The following is a 25,691-nucleotide window of genomic DNA, read 5'->3' on the forward strand; positions in this document are numbered from 1 at the left end:
GGGGATTCTGGCGACCACCTTCCACCTCTCCAGGGGGCACGCATGGTCTTTCACAGCGAGTACGCGGATGTTCAGGCCGTCTCCCTCCCCATCCACGACGCCGTCCTCGGCAGGGCCGCCGAGCGCGGCGACACCCCGGCCCTGATCGACGGGGCCGGCGAGCTCACCCTCACGTACGCGCAGGTCGACGCGTTCCATCGGCGGGTCGCCGCCGGGCTCGCCGAGGCCGGCGTCCGCAAGGGCGACGTCCTCGCCCTGCACAGCCCCAACACCGTCCTGTTCCCGATCGCGTTCTACGCCGCCACCCGGGCCGGGGCGTCCGTCACCACCGTCCACCCGCTCGCCACTCCGGAGGAGTTCGCCAAACAGCTCCGCGACTCCTCCGCCCGCTGGATCGTCACCGTCTCCCCGCTGCTCGCGGCGGCGCGCCGGGCCGCCGAACTCGCGGGCGGCGTCGAGGAGATCTTCGTCTGCGACCAGGCGGCCGAGGGCCACCGCTCGCTCCAGTCGATGCTCGCCACCACCGCCCCCGAGCCGGCCCCCGCCATCGACCCGGACGAGGACATCGCCGCTCTGCCGTACTCCTCCGGCACGACCGGCGTCCCCAAGGGCGTGATGCTCACCCACACGTCCATCGCCACCAATCTCGCCCAGCTGGAACCGTTCGTCCCGATGGGCCCCGGCGACCGCATCCTCGCCGTGCTGCCGTTCTTCCACATCTACGGCCTCACCGCCCTGATGAACGCCCCGCTGCGGCAGGGCGCCACCGTCGTCGTGCTGCCCCGCTTCGAGCTCGACCAGTTCCTCGCCGCGATCGAGAAGCACCGCATCAACGGCCTGTACGTGGCGCCGCCGATCGTCCTCGCCCTCGCCAAGCACCCGGCGGTCTCCGACCACGACCTGTCCTCCCTGGAGTACATCGTCAGCGCCGCCGCCCCGCTCGACGCCTCCCTCGCCGAGGCGTGCTCGGCGCGGCTCGAGCTGCCGCCGGTCCGGCAGGCGTACGGCATGACCGAGCTGTCCCCGGGCACGCACGTCGTCCCCCTCGACGCCGTGAACCCGCCGCCCGGCGCGGTCGGCAAGCTCCTCCCGAGCACCGAGATGCGGATCCTGTCCCTCGACGACCCGGAGAAGGACGCCGCACCGGGCACGGACGGCGAGGTCGCCATCCGGGGGCCGCAGGTCATGAAGGGGTACCTGGGCCGCCCCGACGCCACCGCCGCCATGATCGACGCCGACGGGTGGCTGCGCACCGGCGACATCGGCCGGGTCGACGAGAACGGCTGGCTGTTCGTCGTGGACCGGGTCAAGGAACTCATCAAGTACAAGGGCTTCCAGGTCGCCCCGGCCGAGCTGGAGGCGCTGCTGCTCACCCACGAAGGAGTGGCGGACGCGGCGGTGATCGGCGTGTACGACGAGGACGGCAACGAGGTGCCCAAGGCGTACGTCGTCCGGCAGCCGCACGCGAGCGGTCTGTCCGCCGGGGACATCATCGCCTTCGTGGCCGGGCAGGTAGCCCCGTACAAGAAGATCCGGCGGGTGGAGTTCGTCGACGGGGTGCCGAGGGCCGCGTCGGGGAAGATCCTGCGCCGCGAGTTGAGGGAGCGAGAAGGCTCATGACCCTGGTCTCCGTCGCCGAGGAACGCGGCATCACCACCCTGACCCTGGACTCTCCGGGGAATCGCAACGCGCTCTCGGCGACCCTGGTCGCCGAGCTGGCCGAAGCGCTGACGGCGTGCGGAAAGGATCCGGGCGTACGGGCGGTGGTGCTGACCCACACCGGCTCCACGTTCAGCGCGGGCGCGGACCTGAAGGCGCCGCCCAACCCGTACACCTTCGTGGCGCTGCTGCGGCAGATCGTCGACCTGCCGAAACCGGTGGTGGGTGCCGTGCGCGGCCATGTGCGGGCGGGAGGTCTGGGCCTGCTGGGCGCCTGCGACGTGGTGGTGGCCTCCCCGGAGGCGGACTTCGCCCTGACGGAGGTACGGATCGGGGTGGCCCCGGCCGTGATCTCGCTGACGCTGCTGCCGAAGCTGGAGTCGCGGGCGGCGGCGCGGTACTACCTGACGGGCGAGCGTTTCGGCACGGAGGAGGCGGTACGGATCGGTCTCGTCACAGCGGGGGAGGAGCAGCTGGAGCCGATCCTGGACGGTCTCCGCAGGGGCTCGCCGCAGGGCCTGGCGGAGTCCAAGCGCCTGGTCACGGCTAAAGTCCTGGAGACCTTCGAACAGCACGCGGAGGAGCTGGTGCAGCGCTCGGCGTCGCTGTTCGCCTCCGCCGAGGCGCGCGAAGGGATGACGGCCTTTCTCGAACGACGGGAACCCGAATGGGCGTTGTGACCCCTCCCAAGCAGGACCGCAGCCGGGCCACCCGGCAGCGGCTCCTGGAGGCGGCGGTGTCCTGCCTGGCCGAACACGGCTGGGCGGGCTCCACCGTCTCCGTCGTGGCCGAACGCGCGGGGGTCTCGCGCGGCGCGGCCCAGCACCACTTCCCGACCCGGGAGGACCTCTTCACGGCGGCCGTCGAGTACGTCGCCGAGGAACGCTCCCAGGCACTGCGCACGCTCGCGGCCCATGACCGCCGTGAGGTCGTCGCCGCGCTCGTCGACCTGTACACCGGCCCGCTGTTCCGCGCCGCGCTCCACCTGTGGGTGGCGGCCTCCGACGAGGACCAGCTGCGCGCCCGCGTCACGGACCTGGAGGCCCGCGTCGGCCGCGAGTCCCACCGCATCGCCGTGGAGCTGCTGGGCGCCGACGAGTCCGTCCCGGGCGCCCGCGAAACGGTCCAGGGCCTCCTCGACATGGCCCGCGGCCTGGGCCTCGCGACCCTCCTGACGGACGACCGGGCGAGGCGGGAACGGGTGGTGGCGCAGTGGGCGGAGCTGGTGGACGAGGCCCTGGGCTGACGCCTCCGCGCGTGGTGACCGGCGACACATCCGTCCCGGCCGCCCCGCAGTACGCTGGGGACATGCTCGCGCTCGTACGCCGCCGCCACGTGGACCTCCTCCGTGTCGCCGGCATGGGCTGTCGGCCCGCGTTCTGACCCCGACGCCCCCCTCCCGGTGACGGCGGCGACCCCGCCCGCCCGGGCCCCGTACACCACCCCGCGGACGCACCCATGTCGTACTACTCCCAGCTCCCCATCGTCGACCTCGCCGCCGCCCACCGCGGCCCCCAGGCCCGGCGGCTGCTCCACGCCCAGCTGCACTCCGCCGCCCACGACGTCGGCTTCTTCCAGCTCGTCGGGCACGGCGTCACCGACGCCGACACCCAGGCGCTCACCTCCGCCATGCGGGCCTTCTTCGCGCTGCCGGAGGCCGACCGGCTCGCCATCGACACCACGCTCTCGCCGCACTTCCGCGGCTACACCCGCATCGGCGACGAACGCACCGGCGGCGCCCGTGACTGGCGCGATCAGCTCGACATCGGAGCCGAGCGCCCCGCGCACGTCCCCGGCCCCGGGGAGGCTCCCTACTGGTGGCTCCAGGGGCCCAACCAGTGGCCCGCCGCGCTCCCCGAACTCCGCCTCGCCGCCCTCAACTGGGTCGAGCGGCTCAGCGGCGTCGCGGAGCGGCTGCTGCACGAGCTGCTCGCCTCCATCGGCGCCCCCGCCGACTTCTACGACGACATCTTCGGCCCCCGCGCCCACCCGCACCTCAAGCTGGTGCGGTATCCGGGAAGCAGCGGCGACGGCGACGACCAGGGCGTCGGCGCCCACAAGGACTACGGCTTCCTCACCCTGCTCCTGCAGGACCACGTCGGCGGGCTCCAGGTGGAGCGCGAGGACGGCGTCTTCCACGACGTACCGCCGCTGCCCGGCGCGTTCGTCGTCAACCTCGGCGAACTCCTCGAAGTGGCCACGAACGGCTACCTCCGCGCCACCCACCACCGGGTCGTCTCCCCGCCCGGCACGACGGAACGCTTCTCCGTCCCGTTCTTCTACAACCCGCGGCTCGACGCCCGGATCGCCCCGCTGCCCTTCCCGTACGCGCCGTACGCGCCAGGCGTGACGGCCGACCCGGCGAACCCCCTGTTCGCCGAGTACGGCCGCAACGAGCTCAAGGGAAAGCTGCGCGCCCATCCCCTGGCGGCTGCCCGCCACCACGCGGACCTGCTGCGCGACGAGAGCCGGCGGGCTCAGCCCACGATGTCGGCGTAACCCTCGATCTCCCGCGGGTCGCGCTGCCCCGGCCCGGTGTAGCGCGCCGACGGGCGCACCAGGCGGCCCGTGCGCTTCTGCTCCAGGATGTGCGCCGACCAGCCCGCCGTACGGGCACAGGTGAACATCGAGGTGAACATGTGCGCCGGGACCTCGGCGAAGTCGAGGACGATCGCCGCCCAGAACTCCACGTTCGTCGCCAGGACACGGTCCGGGCGCCGGTTGTGCAGCTCTTCCAGGGCGGCCTTCTCCAACGCCTCCGCGACCTCGAAGCGCGGCGCGGCCAGCTCCTTGGCCGTGCGGCGCAGGACGCGGGCGCGCGGGTCCTCGGCGCGGTAGACGCGGTGGCCGAAGCCCATCAGCCGCTCGCCCTTGTCCAGGGCCTGCTTGACGTACGCGGTGGCGTCGCCGGTCTTCTCGATCTCCTCGATCATGCCGAGGACGCGGGACGGGGCGCCGCCGTGCAGCGGCCCGGACATGGCACCCACCGCACCCGACAGCGCCGCGGCCACGTCCGCGCCCGTCGAGGCGATCACGCGCGCGGTGAAGGTGGAGGCGTTCATGCCGTGCTCGGCGGCCGACGTCCAGTAGGCGTCGACGGCCTTGACGTGCTTCGGGTCCGGTTCGCCGCGCCAGCGGATCATGAACCGCTCGACGACCGACTGCGCCTTGTCGATCTCGCTCTGCGGCACCATCGGCAGGCCCTGCCCGCGCGCGGACTGGGCGACGTACGACAGCGCCATGACGGCGGCCCGGGCGAGGTCGTCGCGGGCCTGCTCGGCATCGATGTCGAGGAGCGGTTTGAGGCCCCACACCGGCGCGAGCATGGCGAGCGCGGACTGGACGTCCACGCGGATGTCACCGGAGTGCACGGGGATCGGGAACGGCTCGGCCGGCGGCAGACCGGGGTTGAACGCCCCGTCGACCAGCAGACCCCAGACGTTGCCGAACGAGACGTGACCGACCAGATCCTCGATGTCGACGCCGCGGTACCGAAGAGCGCCGCCCTCCTTGTCGGGTTCGGCGATCTCCGTTTCGAACGCGACGACTCCCTCGAGTCCGGGTACGAAGTCGGACATCAGGCGGCTCCTCTATCGATGATCAATCATCCAGTGGGACGGCATGGCGGGAAGTAACAGTCATCCAGCCGAAGAGTCTGTACGGTTCCGATGATGCGGGGAAGCGTGACATCCGGCACACTGCGCCGATTCGGCGAGGAAGGATTAACGGCACGCGGTGCCGGGCACACTACGCCGCTACGGCAGGATGAACCCGTGACCGACGCTCTCGATCCCGCCGACATGCGCGAGCAGTACCGGACGCCGCGGCTGTCCGTGACCGACCTCGCACCCGAACCGATCGAACAGTTCGCGCGCTGGTTCAAGGAGACCGCCACCAACCCGGCGATCCACGAGCCGAACGCGATGGTCGTCTCGACCGCCACCCCCGACGGCCGCCCGTCCGCGCGGACCGTGCTGCTCAAGCACTTCGACGAGGCCGGATTCGTCTTCTACACCAACTACGGCTCCCGCAAGGGCGGCGAGCTGGCGGCCAACCCGAACGTCGCCCTGCTCTTCCCCTGGCACCCGCTGGCCCGCCAGGTCATCGTCACCGGCCGGGCGGCCCGCACGGGCCGCGACGAGACGGTGGCGTACTTCCGCACCCGCCCGCACGGCTCGCAGCTCGGGGCGTGGGCCAGCCACCAGTCGTCGGTGATCGAGTCGCGCGAGGAACTCCTCGCGCGGTACGCGGAGTTGGCCGCGCGCTACCCGGAGCACGAGCAGGTCCCGGTGCCGCCGGAGTGGGGCGGCTTCCGGGTGGTCCCGGAGACGGTCGAGTTCTGGCAGGGCCACGAGAACCGCCTGCACGACCGGCTGCGGTACGTCCGGACCGGCGAGGGCTGGCGGGTGGAGCGCCTGTCCCCCTGAGGCGCCTGTCCCTCTGGGGCCGCGGGCGCCGTCGGGCCCGGAGAACGCAGGCGACCCGTGGGCCTTGGTCCCGTCCGCTCGAGTTCGGACGAGAGCCGGCCGGACTTACCGGCGGCCCACGGGTCGGGTGACTGCTTGGGTTTCGGCAGCTGACCTGCCGAGGCACAGAGTGCGACGGCAGGCGTCAGCCCGCAGTCACCTCACGAGTCCGAAAAGAAACCATTTTTTCGGATCACCTCCTTTCGCGTGTACCCACACCCTAGGAACCCCGTCGCGCGCGCTCAAGTGTTTTTCCGGGACGCAACGATTTCATTGAAGGGGGTGTGTCCTGCGTCACGTTCCAGTTGAATTGGGCCGGGGCGTGCGGGTGCACGCGCGTACACCGTCCTGCCAGGGGGTCCGGGATGAGTGCTTCCACGAGCGAGACCGCGGAACGGGCGGCCGACGGGCACGGGCCCGGGTCGGATCTGCTGGCCGCGCTGCTCGACGGGATGGACGCGGCGCTCTGCGCCTTCGACGCCGACGGCACCGTCACGCACTGGAACCGTGAGGCCGAGCGGATCCTCGGCTGGTCGGCCGAGGAGGCCGTCGGGCGGCGCGGGTTCGAGGGATGGGCGGCCCGGAGCGCGGACGCGGCGGAGGCGCTCGGGCGGCTGATGGGGGCGATGGAGGCGCCGGGACGGCAGGTGCACGAGTTCGCGCTGCTGCGCAAGGACGGCGGCAGGGTGCTCGTACGGACACAGTCGGCGGGCGTACGCGGGTCGGACGGCGCGCCGGCCGGGGTGTACTGCGCGTTCAGCGAGGTGCACGCGCAGATCGACCTGGAGCGGTCGATCGCGCTGAGCGAGGCGCTGTTCGACGACGCGTCCTGGGGTGTCGTCCTCGTCGACGTCGATCTGCGGCCGGCCGTCGTCAACGCGCACGCGGCGCGGGCGATGGGCGTCGGCCCCAGGGCCCCGCTCGGCCGGCCGCTCGGCGAGCTGGTCGGCCAGGGCGTGGAGGAGTTGGAGGGCGCGCTCCAGCATGTGCTGGCGGAGGGGGCGCCGCGGTCGGCGGCCGATGTGTGGGTGACGCTGCGGACGGCGGCGGGCGAGCGGAGGTGCTGGCGCAGCGGGTTCGTACGGTTGGCATCGCCGCTGGCGGAGGAGCCCGTGCCGCTGGGCGTGGGGTGGCTGTTCCACGATGTGACGGAGGAGCGGCTGGCGGAGCAGGAGGCGGACCGGTTGCGCTTCCGGTACAGCCAGTTGCACCGTGCGGGCGCGGCGGCGGCGGAGTGCGAGGATCCGATGGAGGCGGCGACCGTGCTGCTGGACTTCGCCCTGGCCGGTTTCGCCGACCACGCGCTGATCGACGTGGCGGCGGGTGAGCGGCGTCTGGTCCGCGCGGCGGCGACCCCGGAGGGCGCCCCGGGCCCGGTCGCCGTAGTCGCGGGCGGCGGCATCCCGCTCCGCTACCCGTCCGGCCACCCCGCCCTCCAGGCCGTCTCCCGTACGGGCCCGGTCCGCGCCTCGGCGACGGCGTCCCAGCAGCCCCCGGAGGAGTGGGCCGCCGAACGCCACTGGCCCCGCGACGCCGTCCACGCCCTGTGCACGCCCCTGCGCAGCCGGGGCCGGACGGTGGGCGTGGCGACCTTCCTCCGCTCGGCCTCCCGCCCCCCGTTCGAGCGCCCGGACGCGGTGTACGCGGAGACGGTGTCGGTCCGGGTGGCGGCGTCCCTGGACCTGGCGAGCGGGGCGGGCACGGGCGCGCACTGAGGCCACGCCCGGGGGGCGTCGTCCCGGGGCGGACGGTCCGGAATCTCCTTCTCACCGTGTCGGTCCCCTGTGCGATCATCACGGCACTTCACGCGTGCCGCTCGCGCCCGGGGTTCACCGATCGCGTGGCAGAACACGCCCCATTCACCGCTCCGGGGGGAACGGAATTGCCTCACTACCCGTGTACGGACGCGAGACCCGCGCCGTACACCACCCCGTACACCGCACTGCTGCTCGTGCTGTCGGTTCTGCTGTCGCTACTGCTCCCGGCCGGCGTCGCCTGGGCGGCGACGCCCACGGCTCAGGCGACCGTCGCTTCGGCCGCCCAGGCTCCGGAGGCCAAGGCCCCGGCGGCCGCCCAAGCCCCGGCCGAGGACGCCCCGGCCGACGACGCGCCTGCTGCCGAGGACTGCCCCGTCCTCCCGCTCGCACCGCTCGGTGACCCCGGCGACGCCGTCGGAAAGGCCGCCCTCGAGGGCAACGGCACCGCCTGCTTCACCTTCACCGCCGAGCAGCCCGGCCTCCACCGTCTGCTGCTGGACGATCAGCACAACAACACCCTGGCCCGGGTCTACGACGGCGAGACCGAGCTGGACTGTTACGACTACGACTGGCGCGAGGGCTGGTGCACCCTGCCGCGGGCCGGCGCGTACACGCTGAAGCTCTCCAACGGGACTGTGGACCCGGACGAGGCACTGGTCGCCGTCATCCCGCTCGCCACCACGGCCGGTTGTCTGCCGGAGACCGGTACCTCCTGGGACCTGGAGCCCCTGAAGGCGAAGACCCCCAGCCAGTTCGCGATCATCTGCCAGCCGTTCACGGGCAAGGCGGGTGAGCGGATCACGGTCGACTTCGCGACCACCAAGTACGGCGACGAGATCGCCTGGATCACGGATGAGACCGGCAGGCACATCTGCGTGCGCGACGAGGACGGCAGCGACGGCTGCGTGCTCCCCAGCGACGGCCCCTACCGGGTTCTCGGCCACGTCCGTGATGTGGAGGACGGATTCCCCGCCGAGTACACGCTGAAGATCCGCCGCCTGTCCGACCCGCAGGGCTGCGCTGTCGCGCCCGTCAACGCGTACGGCTCCTCGCCGACGGAGGCGACTTCGCCCACCGGCTGCAGGACTTTCACCGCCCCCGCGGACGGCACGTACGATGTGTACGGCGTAGCGGCGGGCCAGGGCGAACGCACCCGCCTCAAGGTGTACGACCCCCAGGGCCGGACGGTCTGCGAGACCTGGTCGCTCTGTGAGCTCACGGCGGGTGTCGCGTACACCCTGTTGACCGACCGGCCCACCCTGATCCTCCACCGGGCCTCCGCCGCCGGTTGCGAGCAGCCCGCCGCTCTCGGCGTCCTCGACGGCTCCTTCGCGGCAGCCGGTGAGATCGACTGCGTGAGCCTGCCGGTGCCCCAGGACGCCACGATCGCGATCCTGACTCCCCTCGGCGGCCCCGAGCCCCGTCCGGACGTCGTCGTCGTCGACGCGGCCGGCACCACGAGGTGCGGTGACGACCGGCTCCTGCAGGGCACCTGTGTCCTGACAGGCCCCGCCCCTTACCGCGCGCTGATCTCCACTGACGACACTCTCCGGCCGACCGGTGCGTACCGGGCCCTCCTGCACCGCACCGACGTGGTGAGCACCTGTCCCGCCGTCCCGTCGGGCGACTTCACCGCGACGAGCCCCACCGCCCGGTTCAGGACTGGGGACGGGGTCTTCTCGCACTGCCTGTCGATCCCGGCCGACGGACGCTCCACGACCGAGAACCTCCAGCTGCAGGCGGCACCGGGCACGGTGACCACCGCGCAGGTCTCGGTCCTCGACGTCACCGGCAAGCAGGTCTGTCAGCTCTGGCCCTCCCTGAGCAGCTGGACCACCTGTCAGCTCACGCCGGGCGCCGCGCACACCGTCCTCGTCACCGGCCGGAACACCCCGGCCGAGTACACCCTGGCGCGCCGTGATGTCACCGCGACGGCCAAGGGCTGCGCAGAGACCCCCGCGACCGCGGTGGGCGGAGCCTCCACGGGCGGCAAGCCTGGCGTGCCGGGGTCGCTGCTCTGCCATCAGGTCACCACCGGCGCTGCAGGCGACGTCCTGCACCTCAACGTCCGTGACCCGCTGGGCACGGCGAACATCCTCGCGTACCGCGCCGACGGTAGCGCCCCCACCTGCGGCTACCGGAACAGGTCCTGCGCGGTGACGGGGTCGACGCACTATCAGGTCCTCGTCACCGTGCCGCCGCACCTGAAGGCTGCCGATTCCTACCGCTTCGACGCCTTGCGGATCGCCACGCCGTCCGGCCCGGCCCCGGAGTGCGCGAAGGTTCCGAACATCAGTCACGGCTACGGCCCGATCACCGGCACGCTCGACGAGCAGCACACCGCCGTCTGTCGGGTGCTGCCCACCGCGGCCAGGGACCGCTTCGACGTGAAGATCAGCGACACCGCGGGCGCCACGGACATCGCCGTGCCCGCGCTGTACGACGCCAGTCTCGACAACAACTGCATGCTGGTCTCCGCGACCGGCTACCAGTGCTACCTGAGCGAGCCGGGCTTTGCGGACCCGTCGCCCAGCACCTTCCTTCTGGGCCTTCCCGAGAAGGCGTCAAAGGCGGATTACAGCGCGGAACTCGACTGCTGGTCGTCCCTCTGCGGCACCGAAACCGTGTCCGTGGCGTCGGTCTCCCCGAGTTCCGCCCAGAGCGGCAAGATCGCCACACTCACGGTGCAGGGCACGGCGCTCAGCCCGAAGGACAAGGTGCAGCTGCTCGGCGGCCCCGCTTCGCTGACGGCCACCACCGTCGGGGTCTCCGAGGACGCCCGCACGCTGACGGCGACGGTGGACCTTCGCAGCGCCCCCACGGGCACCTGGCAGGTCTACGTCACTGCCGGCGGCATGCAGTACGCGCGCGGCACGCTGACGGTGACCCCGCCCGCCGCCGGTGTCGGCACGTTCAAGCCGATCACTCCGACGCGTCTGATGGACACGCGGTCCGGGCTCGGTGTGCCGAAGGCGAAGATCGGGCCGGGTGGCACGGTCACTCTTCAGGCGACGGGGAAGGCCGGGATTCCGGTGAGCGGGGTCACGGCCGTGGTCCTGAACGTGACGGCGACGAACGCGACGGCGGGGAGCTTCGTGTCCGTCTATCCGGACGGTACGGCCCGGACGAGTGCGTCGAACCTGAACTTCACCGCCGGGCAGACGATCCCCAACCTGGTGGTCGTGCCGGTCGTGAACGGGAAGGTCAGCTTCTACAACAAGGCCGGTACGGTCGACCTCCTCGCCGACGTGTCCGGCTACTACACCAGCGACATGGCGGGCTCCACGTTCAAGCCGATCACTCCGACGCGTCTGATGGACACGCGTGCGGGGTTGGGTGTGGCGCAGGCGAAGGTCGGTCCCGGCGGGGTCGCCACCCTCCAGGTGGCGGGCGTCTCCGGGATTCCGGTGAGCGGGGTCACGGCCGTGGTCCTGAACGTGACGGCGACGAACGCGACCTCGGGCAGCTTCGTGTCCGTCTATCCGGACGGTACGGCCCGGACGAGTGCGTCGAACCTGAACTTCACCGCCGGGCAGACGATCCCCAACCTGGTGGTCGTGCCGGTCGTGAACGGCAAGGTCAGCTTCTACAACAAGGCCGGTACGGTCGACCTCCTCGCCGACGTGTCCGGGTACTTCACGACCGACGGCACCGGCTCCCTGTACAAGCCGATCACTCCGACGCGTCTCATGGACACACGGGCCGGCCAGGGCGTGCCGCAGGCGAAGGTCGGTCCCGGCGGGGTCGCCACCCTCCAGGTGGCGGGCGTCTCCGGGATTCCGGTGAGCGGGGTCACGGCCGTGGTCCTGAACGTGACGGCGACGAACGCGACCTCGGGCAGCTTCGTGTCCGTCTATCCGGACGGTACGGCCCGGACGAGTGCGTCGAATCTGAACTTCACCGCCGGGCAGACGATCCCCAACCTGGTGGTCGTGCCGGTCGTGAACGGCAAGGTCAGCTTCTACAACAAGTCCGGTTCGGTGGACCTGCTCGCCGACGTGGCCGGCTACTACACCTCGTAAGCGGCCGAACCGACCGAGGGCCGGGGCGCGTGACACGCGACCCGGCCCTCGGCGTTTTTCGGCCCCCGGCCCCCGCCTCCCTACGCCTGCAGCGCCAGCGTCGGGGACAGGCGCGACGCTCGGACCGCCGGGTACAGGCCGGCCAGCGTGCCTATCACCAGCGTCGCGCCGAAGCCGCCGGCCACCGCCCACGGCGGGACCACCCATGGCAGCCCGCCCGCGTACGCGTACACCGCCGTCGCCGCTCCCCCGAGTGCCACGCCCGCCAGGCCGCCGAGGCCGGACAGCATCAGGGACTCCGTGACGAACTGGATCCTGATCTGGCCCCTGGTCGCGCCGAGGGAGCGGCGCAGGCCGATCTCGTGGCGGCGCTCCAGAACCGAGATGATCATGGTGTTGGCGACGCCGACGCCGCCCACCAGGAGCGCGATCCCGCCGAGGCCGAGCAGCAGCGACGAGAACGCCCCCTCGGTCGCCGCCTTGGCCTGGAGGGCCGAGGAGGGGTCGCCGACGGCCACGTTCTGCGGGTTCCGCGGGTCGATCGTCGAGGCGAGCAGCTTCTGCACGGTGCGTATGGACGCGTCCGTGGACCTCTCGTACACCGCCGTCGGATGCCCGTCGAAGCGCAGCAGCTTCCGCGCCCCCTCCCACCCCACCAGCGCCGAGCGTTCGATCTCCGGCGCGAGCGGCAGCGGCTCCAGGATGCCGACGACGGTGAAGTACCGGTCGTCGATCCAGACCTGCCGGCCCGGTTCGCTGATGCCGAGCCGCTCGGCCGCCACGTGGCCGAGGACGACGGACGGATAGCGGCCGTTGGCCCGGTTGAGCCAGGTGCCGGTGGCCATGCCGCCGCGCAGGACGTCGAGCATGCCCTCGGTGGCCGCCTTCACCGCGATGCCGCCCGTCTCGCCCTCGGGGATCTTCTCCGAGCGCCGGACCGAACGCTTGAGGTCCCCGGTCGCGCCGACGTCCTCGACGCCGTCGATCCGGCCGACCATCCCCACCGCGTCCTTGGGCAGCTTCACCTGCCGGCCGCTGAACATCCCCTCGCCGGGCTTGGCGACCAGCATGTTCGTGCCGAGCGCGTCGAGCTGCCGGATCAACTGCGCCTGGCTGGAGGCCGAGATGCCCACGACCGCGATCATCGTGGCGATCCCGATGGCGATCCCGAGCGCCGACAGCACGACCCGTACGGGACGGCTGCGCAACCCCGCCGAACCGACATGGACGACGTCACGCGGCCCGAGCCGCGCCGCCTTCAACGCCCTGCCGGACGACCTGCTCGACGCGCTGTCCGGCCCCGTGTCAGATGCCCTGTTCGGTGTTCTCCCTGTACGCGGCGGCATCAGGCGGCGACCTTTCCGAGCGCCGTGTCCGCCACCACCCGGCCGTCGCGGATGCGGACCTGCCGCGGCAGCCGTCCCGCGATCTCCGCGTCGTGCGTGATGACCGCGATCGTCGCGCCCTGCGCGTTGAGTTCGCGCAGCAGGTCCATCACGGCCTCTCCGGACGCCGAGTCCAGCGCGCCGGTCGGCTCGTCGGCGAGCAGCAGGTCCGGTTCGCCGACCACCGCGCGCGCGATGGCGACGCGCTGCTTCTGCCCGCCGGACAGTTCGTGCGGCCGGTGCTTCATCCGGTCGGCGAGCCCGACCCGGGCGAGCGCGTCGGCGGCCATCGACCGCCGCCGGGCCCGGGGGAGCCCGGAGTACAGCAGCCCTTCGGCGACGTTCTCCAGCGCGCCGACCCCCGGCACCAGATGGAACGCCTGGAAGACGAAGCCGATGTGACGGGCGCGCAGTGCGGACAGCCGGCGGTCCGTCAGCGAGGCCACGTCGTGCCCGGCGATCTCCACCGTCCCGGCGCTGGGCCGGTCCAGCGTGCCGATGATGTGCAGCAGGGTGGACTTGCCGGAGCCGGACGGGCCGACGATGCCGAGGAGTTCTCCCTCGCGGACGAGGAGGTCGACCCCGTCGAGCGCCCGGACGCCGCCCGCGTACTCCTTGGCGACCCCGGAGAGTCGTACGACCGTGGTCATGCGGACGGCACCCCGACCTTCATGCCCTCGCGCAGCCCGTCGCCGGTGACCTCGACGCGGCCCTGGCCGAACATGCCGAGTTCGACCTCGACGTCCCTTGCTCCGCCGTTCTCGACGACCTGGATGCCGAAGCCGCCGCCGGGCAGGGCGAGCAGCGCGTTGACGGGTACGGAGAGAACGTTCCTGCGCGTCTCGCCGGTGAGGTCGACGGTGACCGGGGACTGGTCGACGCCCTTGACCTTCTCCGGGGCGTCGAAGGAGACCGTGATGTCGATCTTCGGTGTGAGGTCCTGCGGATCGCTGCCCGCCGACGCCGTCTTTCCGACCGACGAGACCTTCCCCGCCGCCCGGGTCCCGTCCGGAAGCTGTACGGAGACCCGGGTGCCGACCTTCGCCGTACCGGCGTCCGCGACCGGGAGCTTGAACCGTACGACCCGCTCCGAGCCCGTGACGGTGAGCACCGGACGCCCCGGGCCCACCTGGTCGCCGGTCGCGGCGCCCGCCTCCTTCACCCGGAGCGCGCCGCCCGCGAAGGCGATCGCGTCCGGGCCGATGGTGCCGGTCCGCTTCAGGTCGTGCGACTTCTGCCAGCGCTTCACGGCGGCGGCGGTCTTCTCCGTGTACTCCTCGTCGACGGTGAAGCCGGTGTACCCGAGTGCGGCGAGGTTCTCCTCCACCTGCCGTACGTCCCTGCCCTCGTCGCCGGTCTTCAGCGTCCGGTACATGGGCTCCGCGCCGTACATCAGACGGACGGGCCGGCCGTCGACCTCGTACAGCCGCTCGTTCCGCTCGACGGTGGAGCCGGTCGGAGCGATCCAGTTGAGGGTGCCGGCCGTGCCCGCGTTGATCTTCCGCTCGCCGAGGTGGCCGAGGGTGCCCTCCTGCTGGAAGCTGTCGCTGAGATCACCGCGCGTGAGGGGGGTGGTGGCGGGCGGCAGCCCCGGATCCGCCACGATCCGCTTCTTCTCGGGGCCGGTCACGGCGGTCACGGAGGTGACGGCCGCGCCCGCGCCGGCGACGGCGACGATCGCCGCCAGGGCGAACACCAGCCTGCGCCGGCTCATCGCGACACGCTCTCGCAGGCCTTGTTGGCCTTTTCGAACTTCTCCCTCTCCGCGCCCTGCGGCATCGGCCGCGCCGCCGTCACGCCGCCGCCCTCGAACTTCGGGTCGGGCATGTCGACGCCGTTCTCGCGCATGCACCGCGCGTACTCGACCATCTTGTCCTTGTCGGCCTGGGTCAGCTCCTTGCCCATGCCGGCGCCGCCCTTGTCGCGGCAGGCCTTGAACGCCTTCTCCATCTTCTCCTTGGACATGCCGTCGCCGCCGATGGTGAGTCCGACGCCCTCCTCGCCCGGCTTGGGCTCGGGCACGTCGAGGCCCTGCTCGCGCAGACACTTGCGGTGCTCAAGGGCCTGGTCGGCCTTCTTGCCCTCGCCGCTGACGCCCGTGGCCTCGGGCTTCTCGCCGGAGCAGGCGGTGGTGAGGAGGAGGGAGAGGGCGGCCAGACCGGTCGCGGCGGCCAGTTCGAACTTGCGTCGAGTCGTCATGGCGGGAGCGTGCCGGGAGCGGGTGTTTCGTCTCTCTCAGCGCATCGGTTAACAGAGACGAAAGCTGCCTTCCGGTACACAGGGCCCATGCGTGTACTGGTGGTGGAGGACGAGGCGTTTCTCGCCGAGATGATCGCCGAGGGCCTGCGCCGTGACGCGCTCGCCGTGGACGTCGCCGGCGACGGCCTGGAGGCCCTGCGGAAGCTTCAGTTCGGGGAGTACGACGTCATGGTCCTGGACCGCGACCTGCCGGGGATGCACGGCGACGACGTGTGCCGCCGGGTCGTGGAACAGCGGCTGCTGACCCGGGTCCTCATGCTGACGGCGGCGGGAACCGTACGGGACCGGGTCGACGGTCTGGGCCTGGGCGCCGACGACTATCTGACCAAGCCCTTCGCCTACGACGAGCTGCTCGCCCGCGTCCTCGCCCTCGGGCGGCGCGCCCGGCCCGCGCTCCCTCCCGTCCTGGAACGGGCCGGCATCGTCCTCGACACCGCCCGCCGCCAGGCCGACCGCGACGGGCGGCACCTGCACCTGTCCAGGAAGGAGTTCGCTGTCCTGGAGGCCCTGCTGCGGGCGGAGGGTGCGGTCGTCAGCGGCGAGGACCTCATCGAGCAGGTGTGGGAGGAGCACACCAGCTATCGCACGAACGCGGTACGGGTGACACTCAGCAAGCTCCGCGCGAAGCTGGGCGACCCGCCGGTGGTGGAGACGGTGCCGGGCGCGGGCTACCGGATCGCGTCGTGAACGTCGTGAACAGCGAACGGGCCCGGCTGACGGCGCTGTACGGCGGCCTTCTGGTCCTGGCGGGCGGACTGCTCACGGGAGTGGTGTACCTGCTGGTCAAGGAGGGCCTGTACTCGTCGATCAGCCTCGCGGTCACCAGCGCCGTCCCCGCCAGGCGGATGGACGACCTGCCGTCGCCCACCCCCGTCCCCAGCTGGTCGCCGGCCGCGACGGCGAGTCCCGGCGCGCTCCCGCCCGGGGCGTTCCGGGGGCTCGCGATCACCCGCCAGGTGAGCGACGCGGCCGAGAGCGCCGCCCTGGAGCGGCTCCTGACGGTCTCCGTGATCGTCCTCGCCGTGTACGCGGCCCTCTCCGTCGTCCTCGCCTGGTGGATGGCGGGCCGCGTGCTTCGCCCGGTCGCCGTGATCACCGAGACGGCCCGCCGGCTGTCCGGGGAGAACCTGCATGAGCGGATTGCCCTGGACGGGCCGCCCGGGGAGCTGAAGCGGCTCGCGGACACCTTCGACGCGATGCTCGGGCGCATGGAACAACTGGTCACGGCGCAGCAGCGGTTCGCCGCGAACGCGGCGCACGAGCTGCGGACCCCGGTCGCCGTGCAGCGGGCCGCGGCGGAGATCGGGCTCGCGGGGGAGCCGGGCCCGGAACGGGTCGCCCGGATCCGGTCGAAGCTGATCGAGGTCGCCGACGGGAGCGACCGGATCATCGAGGGGCTGCTGGTGCTCGCCGCCTCCGATCAGGGCCTGCGGGAGCGGCGGCCCGTGGCGGTCCACGAGGTCGCCCGGCGGGCGGTGGAGGCGCTGGCGGACGAGGCCGCGGAGCGCGGGGTGACTGTCTCGGTCCGGGACCGGCCCCTGACGGTCTCCGGTGACGCGGTGCTCCTGGACCGTCTGGTCCACAACCTGCTCGCGAACGCGGTACGGCACAACGTTCCGGGCGGCCGCGTGGAGGTCCGTACGGGGCCCGGCGGTGTCGAGGTGGCGAACACCGGCCCGGTGGTCCCGGCGGCCACCGTCCCGCTGCTCTTCGAACCCTTCCGCCGTCTCACCGAGCGCACCCACGCGCCGGGGGAGGGCGTCGGCCTGGGCCTGTCGATCGTCGAGTCCGTCGCCCGCGCCCACGGCGCCACGACCACCGCGTCCCCCAACGCGGAGGGCGGCGGCCTGACGATCAGGGTCCGCTTCGCCTCCTGAGGCGGGGCGTACGGGCTCAGTGCCGGAAGAAGATCCTGTCCTTGTACTCCGTCATCACGCGCCCGTTCCACTCGTGCCCGCCGTCCACGTTCCCCGAGCGCAGCAGCGGCGGCTCGATGCCGAGGCGGACCAGTTCCTCGGCCGCGGCGGCCATCGTGGCCTGCATGAGGGCGCTCGTGACGACCGTCGAGGCCGGGGCGAAGGGCGCCTCGATGGACTCGTGGGTCAGTTCGGCGTCGCCGACGGCGATCTTGGAGTCGAGGACGATGTCGCAGTGGTCCTTCAGATACGTGCCCGAGACGTGCCGGGACTTCGTCTCCGTCGCGTACGCCACCGACGTCACGCCGATCACCGTGAGGCCGAGCGCCCGCGCGTTCATCGCCATCTCGACGGGCAGGGCGTTGCGCCCGGAGAGGGAGATGACGATCAGGACGTCGCCCGCCTTGGCGGGGGAGGAGTCGAGGACCGCGCCCGCCAGGCCGTCGACCCGTTCCAGGGCCGAGCCGAGCGTGGCCGGCATGACGTCGACGCCGACGACCCCGGGCACCGCGAGCAAGTTCATCAGAGCCAGACCGCCCGCCCGGTAGACGACGTCCTGGGCGGCCAGCGAGGAGTGGCCGGCGCCGAAGGCGAAGAGGCGGCCGCCCGCGGCGACGGCCTCGGCGATGGCGGTGCCGGCCGCCGCGATGTCCTCGGCGTCCTCGTCGCGGACCCGCTGCAGCAGGCCGATCGCGGCGTCGAAGAACTGCCCGGCCAGCTTGCTCTCGCGCGCGCTGTCGCCCATTCCCGAAGCTCCTTGTCGTCGTGTCGCGGATCACGTTGCGGTCTGGACCATTGCCCTGTCAATACCGCCTTTCCCCGCCACGACACGGTTGTCGGTGGGATGCGTCAGAATTGGGGCAGGGCCAGCGCACGACTCATCGAGGGGCACGTATGTCCGGACTGATCGACACAACGGAGATGTATCTCCGCACCATCCTCGAGCTTGAGGAGGAAGGTGTGGTCCCTATGCGCGCCCGGATCGCCGAGCGGCTCGACCAGAGCGGCCCGACGGTGAGCCAGACGGTGGCCCGTATGGAGCGCGACGGCCTGGTGGCCGTGGCGAGCGACCGCCATCTGGAGCTCACGGACGAGGGTCGCCGTCTGGCCACCCGCGTCATGCGCAAGCACCGCCTGGCCGAGTGTCTGCTCGTCGACGTGATCGGCCTGGAGTGGGAGCAGGTCCACGCGGAGGCGTGCCGCTGGGAGCACGTCATGAGCGAGGCGGTGGAGCGGCGCGTCCTGGAGCTGCTGCGCCACCCGACGGAGTCGCCGTACGGCAACCCGATCCCGGGTCTGGAGGAGCTGGGCGAGAAGGCCGAGGCGGAGTCCTTCCTGGACGACTCCATGGTCTCGCTGGCCGACCTGGACGCGGGCCAGGAGGGCAAGACGGTGATCGTCCGCCGGATCGGCGAGCCGATCCAGACGGACGCCCAGCTGATGTACACACTGCGGCGGGCGGGGGTGCAGCCCGGCTCCGTGGTGAGCGTGACGGAGTCGGCGGGCGGTGTCCTGGTCGGCAGCAGCGGTGAGGCGGCCGAGCTGGACGCGGACGTCGCGGCGCACGTCTTCGTCGCCAAGCGCTGAAGGACCCCCGCCACCACCGGGCACCGCCGCACAGCACCCACGCACGCCCCGGGAGCGCCCACCGAGCGGCCGCCCGACGGAGCCGTCGCCGTCATCCCCACCACCCCCCGGAACCCGTCGGCCCGATTTACGTCGGAATCACCACGGCCGGACCCGCGCCGTGCCACGCTGGGGTCAGCCGTGCGAGGCCGGGAGGGGTGTGCGATGCGGGCGTCGGGGGCGGTGCGACAGAAGACAGAGGGCCCCGGCGCCCATGGGCGCCGGGGCCTGTCCTCCCCTGTGCTGACCCGGAGCCCCGAGCTCCCAGGGTCATTCCCCTCGGACCGATTTCCCCGAGCGGTCCGCCTCCCGCTGAAGATCTCCCCCCGGCAGCGCGCGTCAACCCTTGAAGTCAGTCACTCGAACGAGGGGTGTTACGCGGCAGAACCCTATTTTCGAATACGGGTTCGATAGTCTGACGGGGCTCGACACGCTCGATGGGAAAGAGGGGGTGCCAGGAACATGGTGCGACGTCTGGACGTCACCGGAGCCGCCGGCGTACGCCTGGCTGCCTGGGAGTTCACGAATGAGCGGGCGCGGGGGGAGCGGCGCGCACAGGCGCCGCACGCCGCCGAGCCCGGGGTATTACTGCTCCACGGCCTCATGGGACGCGCCTCCCACTGGGCCCCGACCGCCCGCTGGCTCGCGGAGCGCCACCGCACGGTCGCCCTCGACCAGCGCGGCCACGGCCTCAGCGACAAGCCCCCGGCCGGTCCCTTCACGCGTGAGGCGTACGTCGCCGACGCGGCCGCCGCCGTCGAACAGCTCGGCCTCGGGCCCGTCACGCTCATCGGCCACTCCATGGGCGCCCTCACCGCCTGGCAGCTCGCCGCCGAACGCCCCGATCTCGTCCACGCCCTGGTCATCTGCGACATGCGGGCCTCGGCCCTCGGAGCGGCCACCCAGCGCGAGTGGCAGGACTGGTTCCGCCGCTGGCCGGTTCCCTTCGCCTCGCTCGCCGACGTACGCGCGTGGTTCGGCCAGGACGATCCCTGGGTCGAGCGGCCCAACCCCGCCCGCGGCGAGTTCTTCGCCGAGGTGATGACCGAACGCCCCGACGGCTGGTACCCGGTCTTCGACCCGGCCCAGATGCTGACCTCCCGCGAGACCTGGGTCCACGACGCCCACTGGGAGTCGCTCGCCCAGGTCCGCTGCCCGACCCTCGTCGTCCGCGGCCTGGACGGCGAACTGGGCCGGGCGGAGGCCCAGGAGATGGTCCGCGTCCTCCCCCACGGCGCCTACGCCGAGATCCCGGACGCCGGCCACCTCCTCCACTACGACCACCCGGAAGCCTGGCGCGAGGCCATCGAGCCGTTCCTGAACGGTGTCCTGACCTCCTGACCTCCTGACGGCCGTTCACGGTCGTGGCGCCCGTACGATGATCGCTCCAATGACAAGCGGTCCCGGAGGTCGGTCTGTGTCGGAGCTCTCCCGTAGAACGGTTCTGCGCAGTGCCGGAGTCGGGGCCGTCGCCGTCGCAGGCACCCAGTGGTGGGCCGGGACGGCCGCCGCGCACACGGACTTCCCGGCGCCCCGGACCGGCGACAACCCCGTGGTGCGGGAGAACGGCGCGCCCGGCTCAGGACGCTGGGCCGTCGGCTGCGACGACACCTGCGGGGTGGACCTCGCCCGGCCCCAGATCCAGGGTTACGCGTCGAGGAACTCCGTCGGCCACGGAGAACTCATCGGCTTCCACATCGCGTCCAGCGTCGCGCAGAGCTGCACCGTGGCGGTCTACCGCACCGGGCACTACGCCGGCGTCCAGGCTCGGCACCTGCTCACCAGTGGTGACCTGGCCGTCGGCCCGAGGACCGGCGGGAAGGCGGCCTGGAAGCCGACCGTGCCTCAGGACTGGGTGAGCGGTGTCTTCATGGCGGTCTTCACCTCCGCCGACGGCCACCGTGCCTTCACGCCCTTCGTCGTCCGCGAACCCGCCCGCCGCTCCGACCTCCTCCTCGTCCTGCCCTTCGCGAAGACGCCCGACCGCCCGTACCCCGGAATCGGTCTGCCCGAGGACTTCGACACCGACTGCAGCACGGCCCGGTGGCTGGAGGAGGAGGGGTACGACGTGACGTACGCGACCGAGGAGGACCTGCACGAGGGGCACGTCGACCCTGCCCGCTACACGGCCGTCGTCCTCCCCGGAGCCGACCGGGACGCCCGCTGGTCCCGGAAGACCCGCGCCGCGGTGGGGCGGGCGACGGGGGCCGGCACCCGGCTGGCACGCCTGCACCGACCGCTCGCGCTCCACGAGCCCGGACACATCGACGAGGACGCCCGCCGCGCCGCGACGGACGTCCTCACCCGGGTACTGGAGCCGCGCGTTCGCTAGCAGCGCCAGAAGCTGACGTCTGCGCCGATCCAACTGGTCAGCGGACGCTCGTCGTACACGAGGACATGGCCGTCCGTCGTCACCTCGAAGCGGACGGCCATGGTGTCGGCGTCGACGCCGCCGCCGCCCACCACGCCGAGGAGCCGCTGGGTCCGGTTCGGCCGTGCCCGCAGCGGAAGCTGGAACAGCGCCTCACCGTTGGCCCACGGATTCCCGTCGTTCCTGGACATCGAGAAGTGCAGATGGACCTGGTCGCCGGCCAACCGGAACTGCGGGACGTAGTTGGCGCTGTTCGGCGTGTAGACGGCGGTGTCGTAGGGGACGTCGACCCACGGGTTCGTCCCCGGGTGCGGGAGGCGGGCGACGTTGAGCCGCGTGGTGCCGTCGGTGAGCTCGTTGGCCACCCCGAAGGCGAGAGTGGGGTGGGCGTCCCCAGGGCTGCTCTCGAAGACGCACAGGCCCTCGGGCTCCCGCCTGGGCAGGGAGCCGAAGGTGCTGAGGGGCTCCGACTGGAGGATCTTGCCGGTGGTCCAGTGCGTGCACGTCAGCCGCATGTTGTCGGCGTCGAACGAGCCGTGGAGCTGGTAGAGGTGCTCGCCGAGGCTCGCGTACCCCTGGAGGCTCTGGTTCGTGGCGCTGTACGCCACCGACTCCAGCCGGGTGAAGGTGCCTTGCGCGGCGGCGTCCAGAGCGTAACGGTCGAAGCCGCCGACGGCGCCGGGAGCGGAGCTGTTGTTCGACTGCCAGCGGTAGATCAGGTGGCGCCGGATCGGGTCGATCGTCGCCGACACCCGGTAGACGTCCGTCCGGGGGTGGTGGATGGCGACGGTCGCCGGGTCGCTCGCATCGGCGGTGCCGCCGGGCGTGTAGGGGATCCGGGCGACGGACCTGGCCCAGTTCTCGAACGGCATGGCGTCGGTCCACAGGAATATCTTCCCGTCGGTCCGCTCGACGCCGATGTTCGCACCGTGCCCCGCGCGGCCGATCGTCATGCTGTCCACCAGGACCCCGTCGGCCGTGAGCCGCGAGATCAGGATCCGGTCCATGTCGCCGCCCGTCGTGGGTCTTCTCTGGCACACGTACCAGAGCTGGTCCACGGATTCCCAGAACAGGGACTGCGCGAAGCTGCCCGTGTACGCCAGGCTGGTTCCGGACAGCAGCACCGGATTGAAGGTCGAGGCGAGCTTGATCAAGTGACGACTCCTCAAGGAGGGCAGGAAAGGCCGAGCCTACGGGCCCGGCCTCCTGACCTGCCTCGGGGAGCTCACATCGCCGCGACGAACGCGGACCAGGCGGTGGGGGAGACGGCGAAGGGGGGCCGGGTGGTGTCCTTGGAGTCGCGGACGTGGACGGTGTGGGGGCGGTCCGACGCGACACTCGTGACGGCGACGGCGACCTCGACGCAGTCGCCGCCCTGGGGGCCGCTGTAGCTGCTCTTGAACCAGTTGAGGTCGGTGCTCATAGCTCTCGTGCCACCTGTTCGATGAGTTCCGCTGAGTCTTCCGGGGTGAGGGCCTGCGCCCGCAGCGTGCTGTAGCGGGCGAAGACGTCCCCCACATCCGGTTGTTCGCTCAGAAAGTACCTGCCGCCCTGGCCCTCGACATAGACGATTTGGCTGCGGCGCTCCTCGGTCTCCAACAAGGTGAAGGACCCGTCGAGCCCGGCATGGGTCGTCCTGTTCTCCGGCATCACCTGGATGGTGACGTTGCGCAGGTCGGCGCACTCGCGCACGTACAGAAGGTTCTTCCGCAGGACGTCCGGCCCGCCGATGGGCCTGGTGAACGCGGCCTTCTCAAGGACGAAGGTGACCAGCGGTGCGGGCTTCCGGAAGTACACCTGCTGCCGCTTCAGCCGTGCCGCGACACCCGTCTCTATCTCGTCGTCGTCCAGGGTCTCCTCGGGGCCCGCGAGGCGCGCGGACTCACCGAGGCGGCGGCGGAGTGGCTCCGGCGCGGGGTCTCCGCGGCCGACCTGCGGCACGCCCTGACGCATGCCCTGCCGCGCGAGGGCGTCCGCTCGGCGGTGGGCTTCCTGCGCCACCGCCTGACCGTGAAGCTCCCCGCGGCGGTGCCACCGCCCACGCAAGCCGCCCCGGAGGCCACGGCCGAAGCTCCCGCCCCGGGAGCGCTGGTCATCTGCGACGGGCCCGGTGACGACCACGTGTTCCGCCCGGTCGCGGGCGAGACCCGCTGCCGCCGTTGCCGTACCGAATCCGCGCGGCCCCGGACACCCGAGCCCCAGCCGGGTACCGCCCGGCCCTCCTGGCGCGCCCTCGTGGCCGGGCTGTGAGGGCTACCCCTGGGCCCTCGTCACTGGCCGACCCGTCCGTCGACGCACTCGCGCAGCAGGTCGGCGTGCCCGCAGTGACGGGCGTACTCCTCGATCCGGTGCACCATCAGCTCCCGGACCGCGACCTGCTCCTTCCCCAGTCGCTCGCCGAGGTCCGGGTGCTCGGCCAGCACGGCGTCGACCTCGGCCTGCTCGCGCGCCAGCGCGGAGTACGCCTCGTCGACCACGGACTGTTCGGCGACGGCTCCGTCGAAGTCCCCGTCGTCCTCGCCGTACAGCGTCGGCAGCGGATCGCCGTCGCTGATCCAGTTGCGCCAGTCCCGTTCCACCTCGGCGAGGTGCCGAATCAGACCGAGCAGCGACATCGTCGACGGCGGGACCGAGCGGCGGGCCAGTTGCTCCGCGTCCAGGCCCTCGCACTTCATCAGCAGGGTCGTGCGGTAGTCCGTCAGGAAGTCCAGCAGCGTCGCGAGCTCGCCGTCCGGACTGTTTCCCTCTCTGTTACGGGGGTCGTCGTCCGGGTCGGCCCACATATCGGGGTAGACGGTGGCCTGGGTCCATCGCGTGGGGTGGTCGCTCATGCGCGCCATGGTCGTTCGTGGGCGTCCGGGCCCGCAACGGCTTTAGCGCGGCTCGTCGTCCGAGCAGCGGCCAACCGTCACGGAACATGAGCTGCGGCTACAGAGCCGTACACCAGCACTCGCTCTGGTGCCCGGAGTGCAGCACATCCCGACGCCGCGCGGCGGCGCCGCTCACGTCCCCGACGGCCGCGGCTGCTCCGGCGGAACCGAGCTCTCGGCAACCGCCATCCACTGGTCCAGGTCGGACTGGGTGAACTCTGCCCACGGTGGGATTTCGGGGAGCCGGCGGAGGAGGTCGTAGGCCTCGGGGATCTGGGGGCCGCGCAGGACCGGGCAGTGGCAGCCGGCGATGACCTCGGCGTTCAGATGCTGGAAGTCGGTGACGACCGTCCCGAACTTCTGGGCGTCCAGCAGGGCGACCCAGGGGGAGACCAGGCGTCCGCCGAAAAGCTGGCCGTCACGGAATTCGTCCGCCGACAGCGCCGCCACCTCGGGCATGGGGGTCGGCACGTTCGTGGCGAAGGTGTCGACGGCCCACAGGACCTCGGTCTTCGGGTCGAAGAGGGCGCGGGTCGTGGGGTTGTCGTACAGGGGTGGTCGTTTGGCGACCAGGGTGCGGTCGCCCGCGTCGATCGTGTCGCCGTCGGTCATGAAGCGGCACCGGTTGACGGGGGTCTCCCACTCCTCGGCCATGCGGCCGATGGAGAACCATGTCGTCAGCAGGGTCGCGTTCGGGCACGCGGCGAGGGCCGCCAGGAGGTTGCCGGCGTGGTCGCGGTCGTCGTGGGTGAGGAAGATCCACCGTACGTCCAGGGGATCCACGACGGACCAGGCCGCCTCCAGCCACTGGGAGCGCACGGCGGGCGCCCCGGTGTCCACGAGGACCGGTTCGGCTCCCCGGATCACCATCGAATTCATCGGGAAGTGGCCGACCGGTGGGGCCTCGAGGGCCCAGGGGATGACGAATGTCTCCTCGGCGATCTTGTACGGCTGTAGAAGGTCGAAACTTTCCATGGTCGTCATCGCTGCTCTCCCTAAGACGGAGTCGCCGCAACGTCCATGAATCCAGTGCAGCCCCGTGCCGGGCTGTCGTCAAACGCAGAACTCGCGACGGTCGGCTTCGGTGAGCGACGACGGGTGTGCGGTCGGTGCCGGCAGGTCTCGGCGAGGGCATCGTCAGCACGGCGTCCTGGCCCGGCGGGCCACGCACCGGGTCGTCGACCACTTGTGGACCTCCGCGCGTAGCTCCGTGACCAGCCCCCGCAGCCGGCCTCTGGCAGCCTCGCCCGCATCGGTGAGGTGCAGGTTCTGCTCGGTGCCGAACCGTGCCCGGCCGCGATGAAGCAACTGGTCGATGACCCGGGGGATCTCGCGCTGCCCGCCCGCGAGGGGGGTCAAC

At 71.9% G+C, this 25,691-nt stretch carries 23 protein-coding genes and 1 pseudogene; 12 read left to right on the forward strand and 12 right to left on the reverse strand.

Features of this window, described 5'->3' with window-relative positions; all coding sequences use genetic code 11:
• Window positions 1-42 precede the first annotated feature (42 nt).
• From ABZY12_RS18895 to ABZY12_RS18910, 4 genes are all read left to right on the forward strand, one after another.
• A complete protein-coding gene (locus ABZY12_RS18895) occupies window positions 43-1,620 on the forward strand; it encodes a 4-coumarate--CoA ligase family protein (protein WP_356891638.1) in 1,578 nt (525 codons plus the stop codon).
• Window positions 1,617-2,339, forward strand: a complete 723-nt coding sequence (locus ABZY12_RS18900; protein WP_356891640.1) for an enoyl-CoA hydratase family protein — start codon at window positions 1,617-1,619, stop codon at window positions 2,337-2,339. The genes ABZY12_RS18895 and ABZY12_RS18900 overlap by 4 nt, the downstream gene beginning before the upstream one ends.
• Window positions 2,327-2,905 (forward strand): TetR/AcrR family transcriptional regulator, encoded by a 579-nt coding sequence (locus ABZY12_RS18905; RefSeq protein ID WP_356891643.1) that lies wholly within the window; start codon window positions 2,327-2,329, stop codon window positions 2,903-2,905. Before ABZY12_RS18900 ends, ABZY12_RS18905 begins: the two co-directional genes overlap by 13 nt.
• 212 nt (window positions 2,906-3,117) lie before the next feature.
• Window positions 3,118-4,158, forward strand: a complete 1,041-nt coding sequence (locus ABZY12_RS18910) for a 2-oxoglutarate and iron-dependent oxygenase domain-containing protein (RefSeq protein WP_356891645.1) — start codon at window positions 3,118-3,120, stop codon at window positions 4,156-4,158.
• Here ABZY12_RS18910 and ABZY12_RS18915 read toward each other — a convergent pair.
• Complete coding sequence (locus tag ABZY12_RS18915) at window positions 4,137-5,237, reverse strand: citrate synthase 2 (RefSeq protein WP_356891647.1); 1,101 nt, start codon at window positions 5,235-5,237, stop codon at window positions 4,137-4,139. The two genes, ABZY12_RS18910 and ABZY12_RS18915, sit on opposite strands and share 22 nt — an antisense overlap.
• Before the next feature lie 222 nt (window positions 5,238-5,459).
• On the opposite strand from ABZY12_RS18915, the gene pdxH reads away from it, so the two are divergent.
• The 3 genes from pdxH (at window position 5,460) to ABZY12_RS18930 (ending at window position 11,904) form a co-directional block, all read left to right on the forward strand.
• Window positions 5,460-6,086: a pyridoxamine 5'-phosphate oxidase gene (gene pdxH, locus ABZY12_RS18920; RefSeq protein WP_356891717.1), complete on the forward strand. Its 627-nt coding sequence runs from the start codon at window positions 5,460-5,462 to the stop codon at window positions 6,084-6,086.
• Window positions 6,087-6,490: 404 nt separating this feature from the next.
• Window positions 6,491-7,840: a PAS domain-containing protein gene (locus ABZY12_RS18925; RefSeq protein ID WP_356891649.1), complete on the forward strand. Its 1,350-nt coding sequence runs from the start codon at window positions 6,491-6,493 to the stop codon at window positions 7,838-7,840.
• A 167-nt stretch (window positions 7,841-8,007) separates the two neighbouring features.
• Window positions 8,008-11,904, forward strand: coding sequence for a hypothetical protein (locus ABZY12_RS18930; RefSeq protein ID WP_356891651.1), 3,897 nt, complete (start codon window positions 8,008-8,010; stop codon window positions 11,902-11,904).
• Between the two features lie 80 nt (window positions 11,905-11,984).
• On the opposite strand, the gene ABZY12_RS18935 is transcribed toward ABZY12_RS18930, so the two are convergent.
• From ABZY12_RS18935 to ABZY12_RS18950, 4 genes are all read right to left on the reverse strand, one after another.
• Window positions 11,985-13,166, reverse strand: a complete 1,182-nt coding sequence (locus ABZY12_RS18935) for an ABC transporter permease (protein WP_356891653.1) — start codon at window positions 13,164-13,166, stop codon at window positions 11,985-11,987.
• 83 nt (window positions 13,167-13,249) lie between these two features.
• The gene (locus tag ABZY12_RS18940) at window positions 13,250-13,939 is read right to left on the reverse strand and encodes an ABC transporter ATP-binding protein (RefSeq protein WP_356891655.1); all 690 of its coding nucleotides are present in this window, start codon (window positions 13,937-13,939) and stop codon (window positions 13,250-13,252) included.
• A complete protein-coding gene (locus ABZY12_RS18945; RefSeq protein WP_356891657.1) occupies window positions 13,936-15,003 on the reverse strand; it encodes a peptidoglycan-binding protein in 1,068 nt (355 codons plus the stop codon). The genes ABZY12_RS18940 and ABZY12_RS18945 overlap by 4 nt, the downstream gene beginning before the upstream one ends.
• Window positions 15,000-15,488, reverse strand: a complete 489-nt coding sequence (locus tag ABZY12_RS18950) for a hypothetical protein (protein ID WP_356891659.1) — start codon at window positions 15,486-15,488, stop codon at window positions 15,000-15,002. Before ABZY12_RS18950 ends, ABZY12_RS18945 begins: the two co-directional genes overlap by 4 nt.
• A gap of 87 nt (window positions 15,489-15,575) precedes the next feature.
• On the opposite strand from ABZY12_RS18950, the gene ABZY12_RS18955 reads away from it, so the two are divergent.
• Both ABZY12_RS18955 and ABZY12_RS18960 read left to right on the forward strand, forming a co-directional pair.
• Window positions 15,576-16,235: a response regulator transcription factor gene (locus ABZY12_RS18955; protein WP_356891661.1), complete on the forward strand. Its 660-nt coding sequence runs from the start codon at window positions 15,576-15,578 to the stop codon at window positions 16,233-16,235.
• A gap of 5 nt (window positions 16,236-16,240) precedes the next feature.
• Complete coding sequence (locus ABZY12_RS18960; protein ID WP_356891719.1) at window positions 16,241-17,425, forward strand: ATP-binding protein; 1,185 nt, start codon at window positions 16,241-16,243, stop codon at window positions 17,423-17,425.
• A gap of 16 nt (window positions 17,426-17,441) precedes the next feature.
• On the opposite strand, the gene ABZY12_RS18965 is transcribed toward ABZY12_RS18960, so the two are convergent.
• Window positions 17,442-18,209: an SIS domain-containing protein gene (locus tag ABZY12_RS18965; RefSeq protein WP_356891663.1), complete on the reverse strand. Its 768-nt coding sequence runs from the start codon at window positions 18,207-18,209 to the stop codon at window positions 17,442-17,444.
• Window positions 18,210-18,358: 149 nt separating this feature from the next.
• On the opposite strand from ABZY12_RS18965, the gene ABZY12_RS18970 reads away from it, so the two are divergent.
• The 3 genes from ABZY12_RS18970 to ABZY12_RS18980 all read left to right on the forward strand — a co-directional run bounded on the left by ABZY12_RS18970 (window position 18,359) and on the right by ABZY12_RS18980 (window position 21,422).
• Window positions 18,359-19,051: a metal-dependent transcriptional regulator gene (locus tag ABZY12_RS18970; RefSeq protein ID WP_356891665.1), complete on the forward strand. Its 693-nt coding sequence runs from the start codon at window positions 18,359-18,361 to the stop codon at window positions 19,049-19,051.
• 501 nt (window positions 19,052-19,552) lie between these two features.
• Complete coding sequence (locus ABZY12_RS18975) at window positions 19,553-20,431, forward strand: alpha/beta hydrolase (RefSeq protein WP_356891667.1); 879 nt, start codon at window positions 19,553-19,555, stop codon at window positions 20,429-20,431.
• Between the two features lie 76 nt (window positions 20,432-20,507).
• Window positions 20,508-21,422 (forward strand): N,N-dimethylformamidase beta subunit family domain-containing protein, encoded by a 915-nt coding sequence (locus ABZY12_RS18980; RefSeq protein ID WP_356891669.1) that lies wholly within the window; start codon window positions 20,508-20,510, stop codon window positions 21,420-21,422.
• Here the strand turns inward: ABZY12_RS18980 and ABZY12_RS18985 are convergent.
• From ABZY12_RS18985 to ABZY12_RS19010, 6 genes and pseudogenes are all read right to left on the reverse strand, one after another.
• Window positions 21,419-22,615: a hypothetical protein gene (locus ABZY12_RS18985; protein ID WP_356891671.1), complete on the reverse strand. Its 1,197-nt coding sequence runs from the start codon at window positions 22,613-22,615 to the stop codon at window positions 21,419-21,421. The two genes, ABZY12_RS18980 and ABZY12_RS18985, sit on opposite strands and share 4 nt — an antisense overlap.
• A 71-nt stretch (window positions 22,616-22,686) precedes the next feature.
• Entirely contained in the window at window positions 22,687-22,884 is a 198-nt protein-coding gene (locus ABZY12_RS18990) for a DUF397 domain-containing protein (RefSeq protein ID WP_356891673.1), read from the reverse strand.
• Window positions 22,881-23,462, reverse strand: coding sequence for a DUF5753 domain-containing protein (locus tag ABZY12_RS18995; RefSeq protein WP_356891675.1), 582 nt, complete (start codon window positions 23,460-23,462; stop codon window positions 22,881-22,883). Before ABZY12_RS18995 ends, ABZY12_RS18990 begins: the two co-directional genes overlap by 4 nt.
• A 269-nt stretch (window positions 23,463-23,731) precedes the next feature.
• A complete protein-coding gene (locus ABZY12_RS19000) occupies window positions 23,732-24,301 on the reverse strand; it encodes a DinB family protein (protein WP_356891677.1) in 570 nt (189 codons plus the stop codon).
• A 162-nt stretch (window positions 24,302-24,463) separates the two neighbouring features.
• Window positions 24,464-25,315: an MBL fold metallo-hydrolase gene (locus ABZY12_RS19005; protein WP_356891679.1), complete on the reverse strand. Its 852-nt coding sequence runs from the start codon at window positions 25,313-25,315 to the stop codon at window positions 24,464-24,466.
• A 201-nt stretch (window positions 25,316-25,516) separates the two neighbouring features.
• Window positions 25,517-25,690, reverse strand: a pseudogene (locus ABZY12_RS19010) (MarR family transcriptional regulator); the annotation flags it as partial.
• Between the last annotated feature and the right edge of the window lies 1 nt (window position 25,691).

This window comes from Streptomyces sp. NPDC006551 (genome assembly GCF_040611675.1).
Taxonomy (GTDB): domain Bacteria; phylum Actinomycetota; class Actinomycetes; order Streptomycetales; family Streptomycetaceae; genus Streptomyces.

Coding starts and splice junctions, on each gene's coding strand:
- ABZY12_RS18945 (WP_356891657.1), bottom strand. CDS start 15,003: ATGAGCCGGCGCAGGCTGGTGTTCGCCCTGGCGGCGATCGTCGCCGTC.
- ABZY12_RS19000 (WP_356891677.1), bottom strand. CDS start 24,301: ATGGCGCGCATGAGCGACCACCCCACGCGATGGACCCAGGCCACCGTC.
- ABZY12_RS18955 (WP_356891661.1), top strand. CDS start 15,576: ATGCGTGTACTGGTGGTGGAGGACGAGGCGTTTCTCGCCGAGATGATC.
- ABZY12_RS19005 (WP_356891679.1), bottom strand. CDS start 25,315: ATGACGACCATGGAAAGTTTCGACCTTCTACAGCCGTACAAGATCGCC.
- ABZY12_RS18895 (WP_356891638.1), top strand. CDS start 43: ATGGTCTTTCACAGCGAGTACGCGGATGTTCAGGCCGTCTCCCTCCCC.
- ABZY12_RS18965 (WP_356891663.1), bottom strand. CDS start 18,209: ATGGGCGACAGCGCGCGCGAGAGCAAGCTGGCCGGGCAGTTCTTCGAC.
- ABZY12_RS18975 (WP_356891667.1), top strand. CDS start 19,553: ATGGTGCGACGTCTGGACGTCACCGGAGCCGCCGGCGTACGCCTGGCT.
- ABZY12_RS18910 (WP_356891645.1), top strand. CDS start 3,118: ATGTCGTACTACTCCCAGCTCCCCATCGTCGACCTCGCCGCCGCCCAC.
- ABZY12_RS18950 (WP_356891659.1), bottom strand. CDS start 15,488: ATGACGACTCGACGCAAGTTCGAACTGGCCGCCGCGACCGGTCTGGCC.
- ABZY12_RS18900 (WP_356891640.1), top strand. CDS start 1,617: ATGACCCTGGTCTCCGTCGCCGAGGAACGCGGCATCACCACCCTGACC.
- ABZY12_RS18970 (WP_356891665.1), top strand. CDS start 18,359: ATGTCCGGACTGATCGACACAACGGAGATGTATCTCCGCACCATCCTC.
- ABZY12_RS18915 (WP_356891647.1), bottom strand. CDS start 5,237: ATGTCCGACTTCGTACCCGGACTCGAGGGAGTCGTCGCGTTCGAAACG.
- ABZY12_RS18905 (WP_356891643.1), top strand. CDS start 2,327: ATGGGCGTTGTGACCCCTCCCAAGCAGGACCGCAGCCGGGCCACCCGG.
- ABZY12_RS18990 (WP_356891673.1), bottom strand. CDS start 22,884: ATGAGCACCGACCTCAACTGGTTCAAGAGCAGCTACAGCGGCCCCCAG.
- ABZY12_RS18925 (WP_356891649.1), top strand. CDS start 6,491: ATGAGTGCTTCCACGAGCGAGACCGCGGAACGGGCGGCCGACGGGCAC.
- ABZY12_RS18940 (WP_356891655.1), bottom strand. CDS start 13,939: ATGACCACGGTCGTACGACTCTCCGGGGTCGCCAAGGAGTACGCGGGC.
- pdxH (WP_356891717.1), top strand. CDS start 5,460: ATGCGCGAGCAGTACCGGACGCCGCGGCTGTCCGTGACCGACCTCGCA.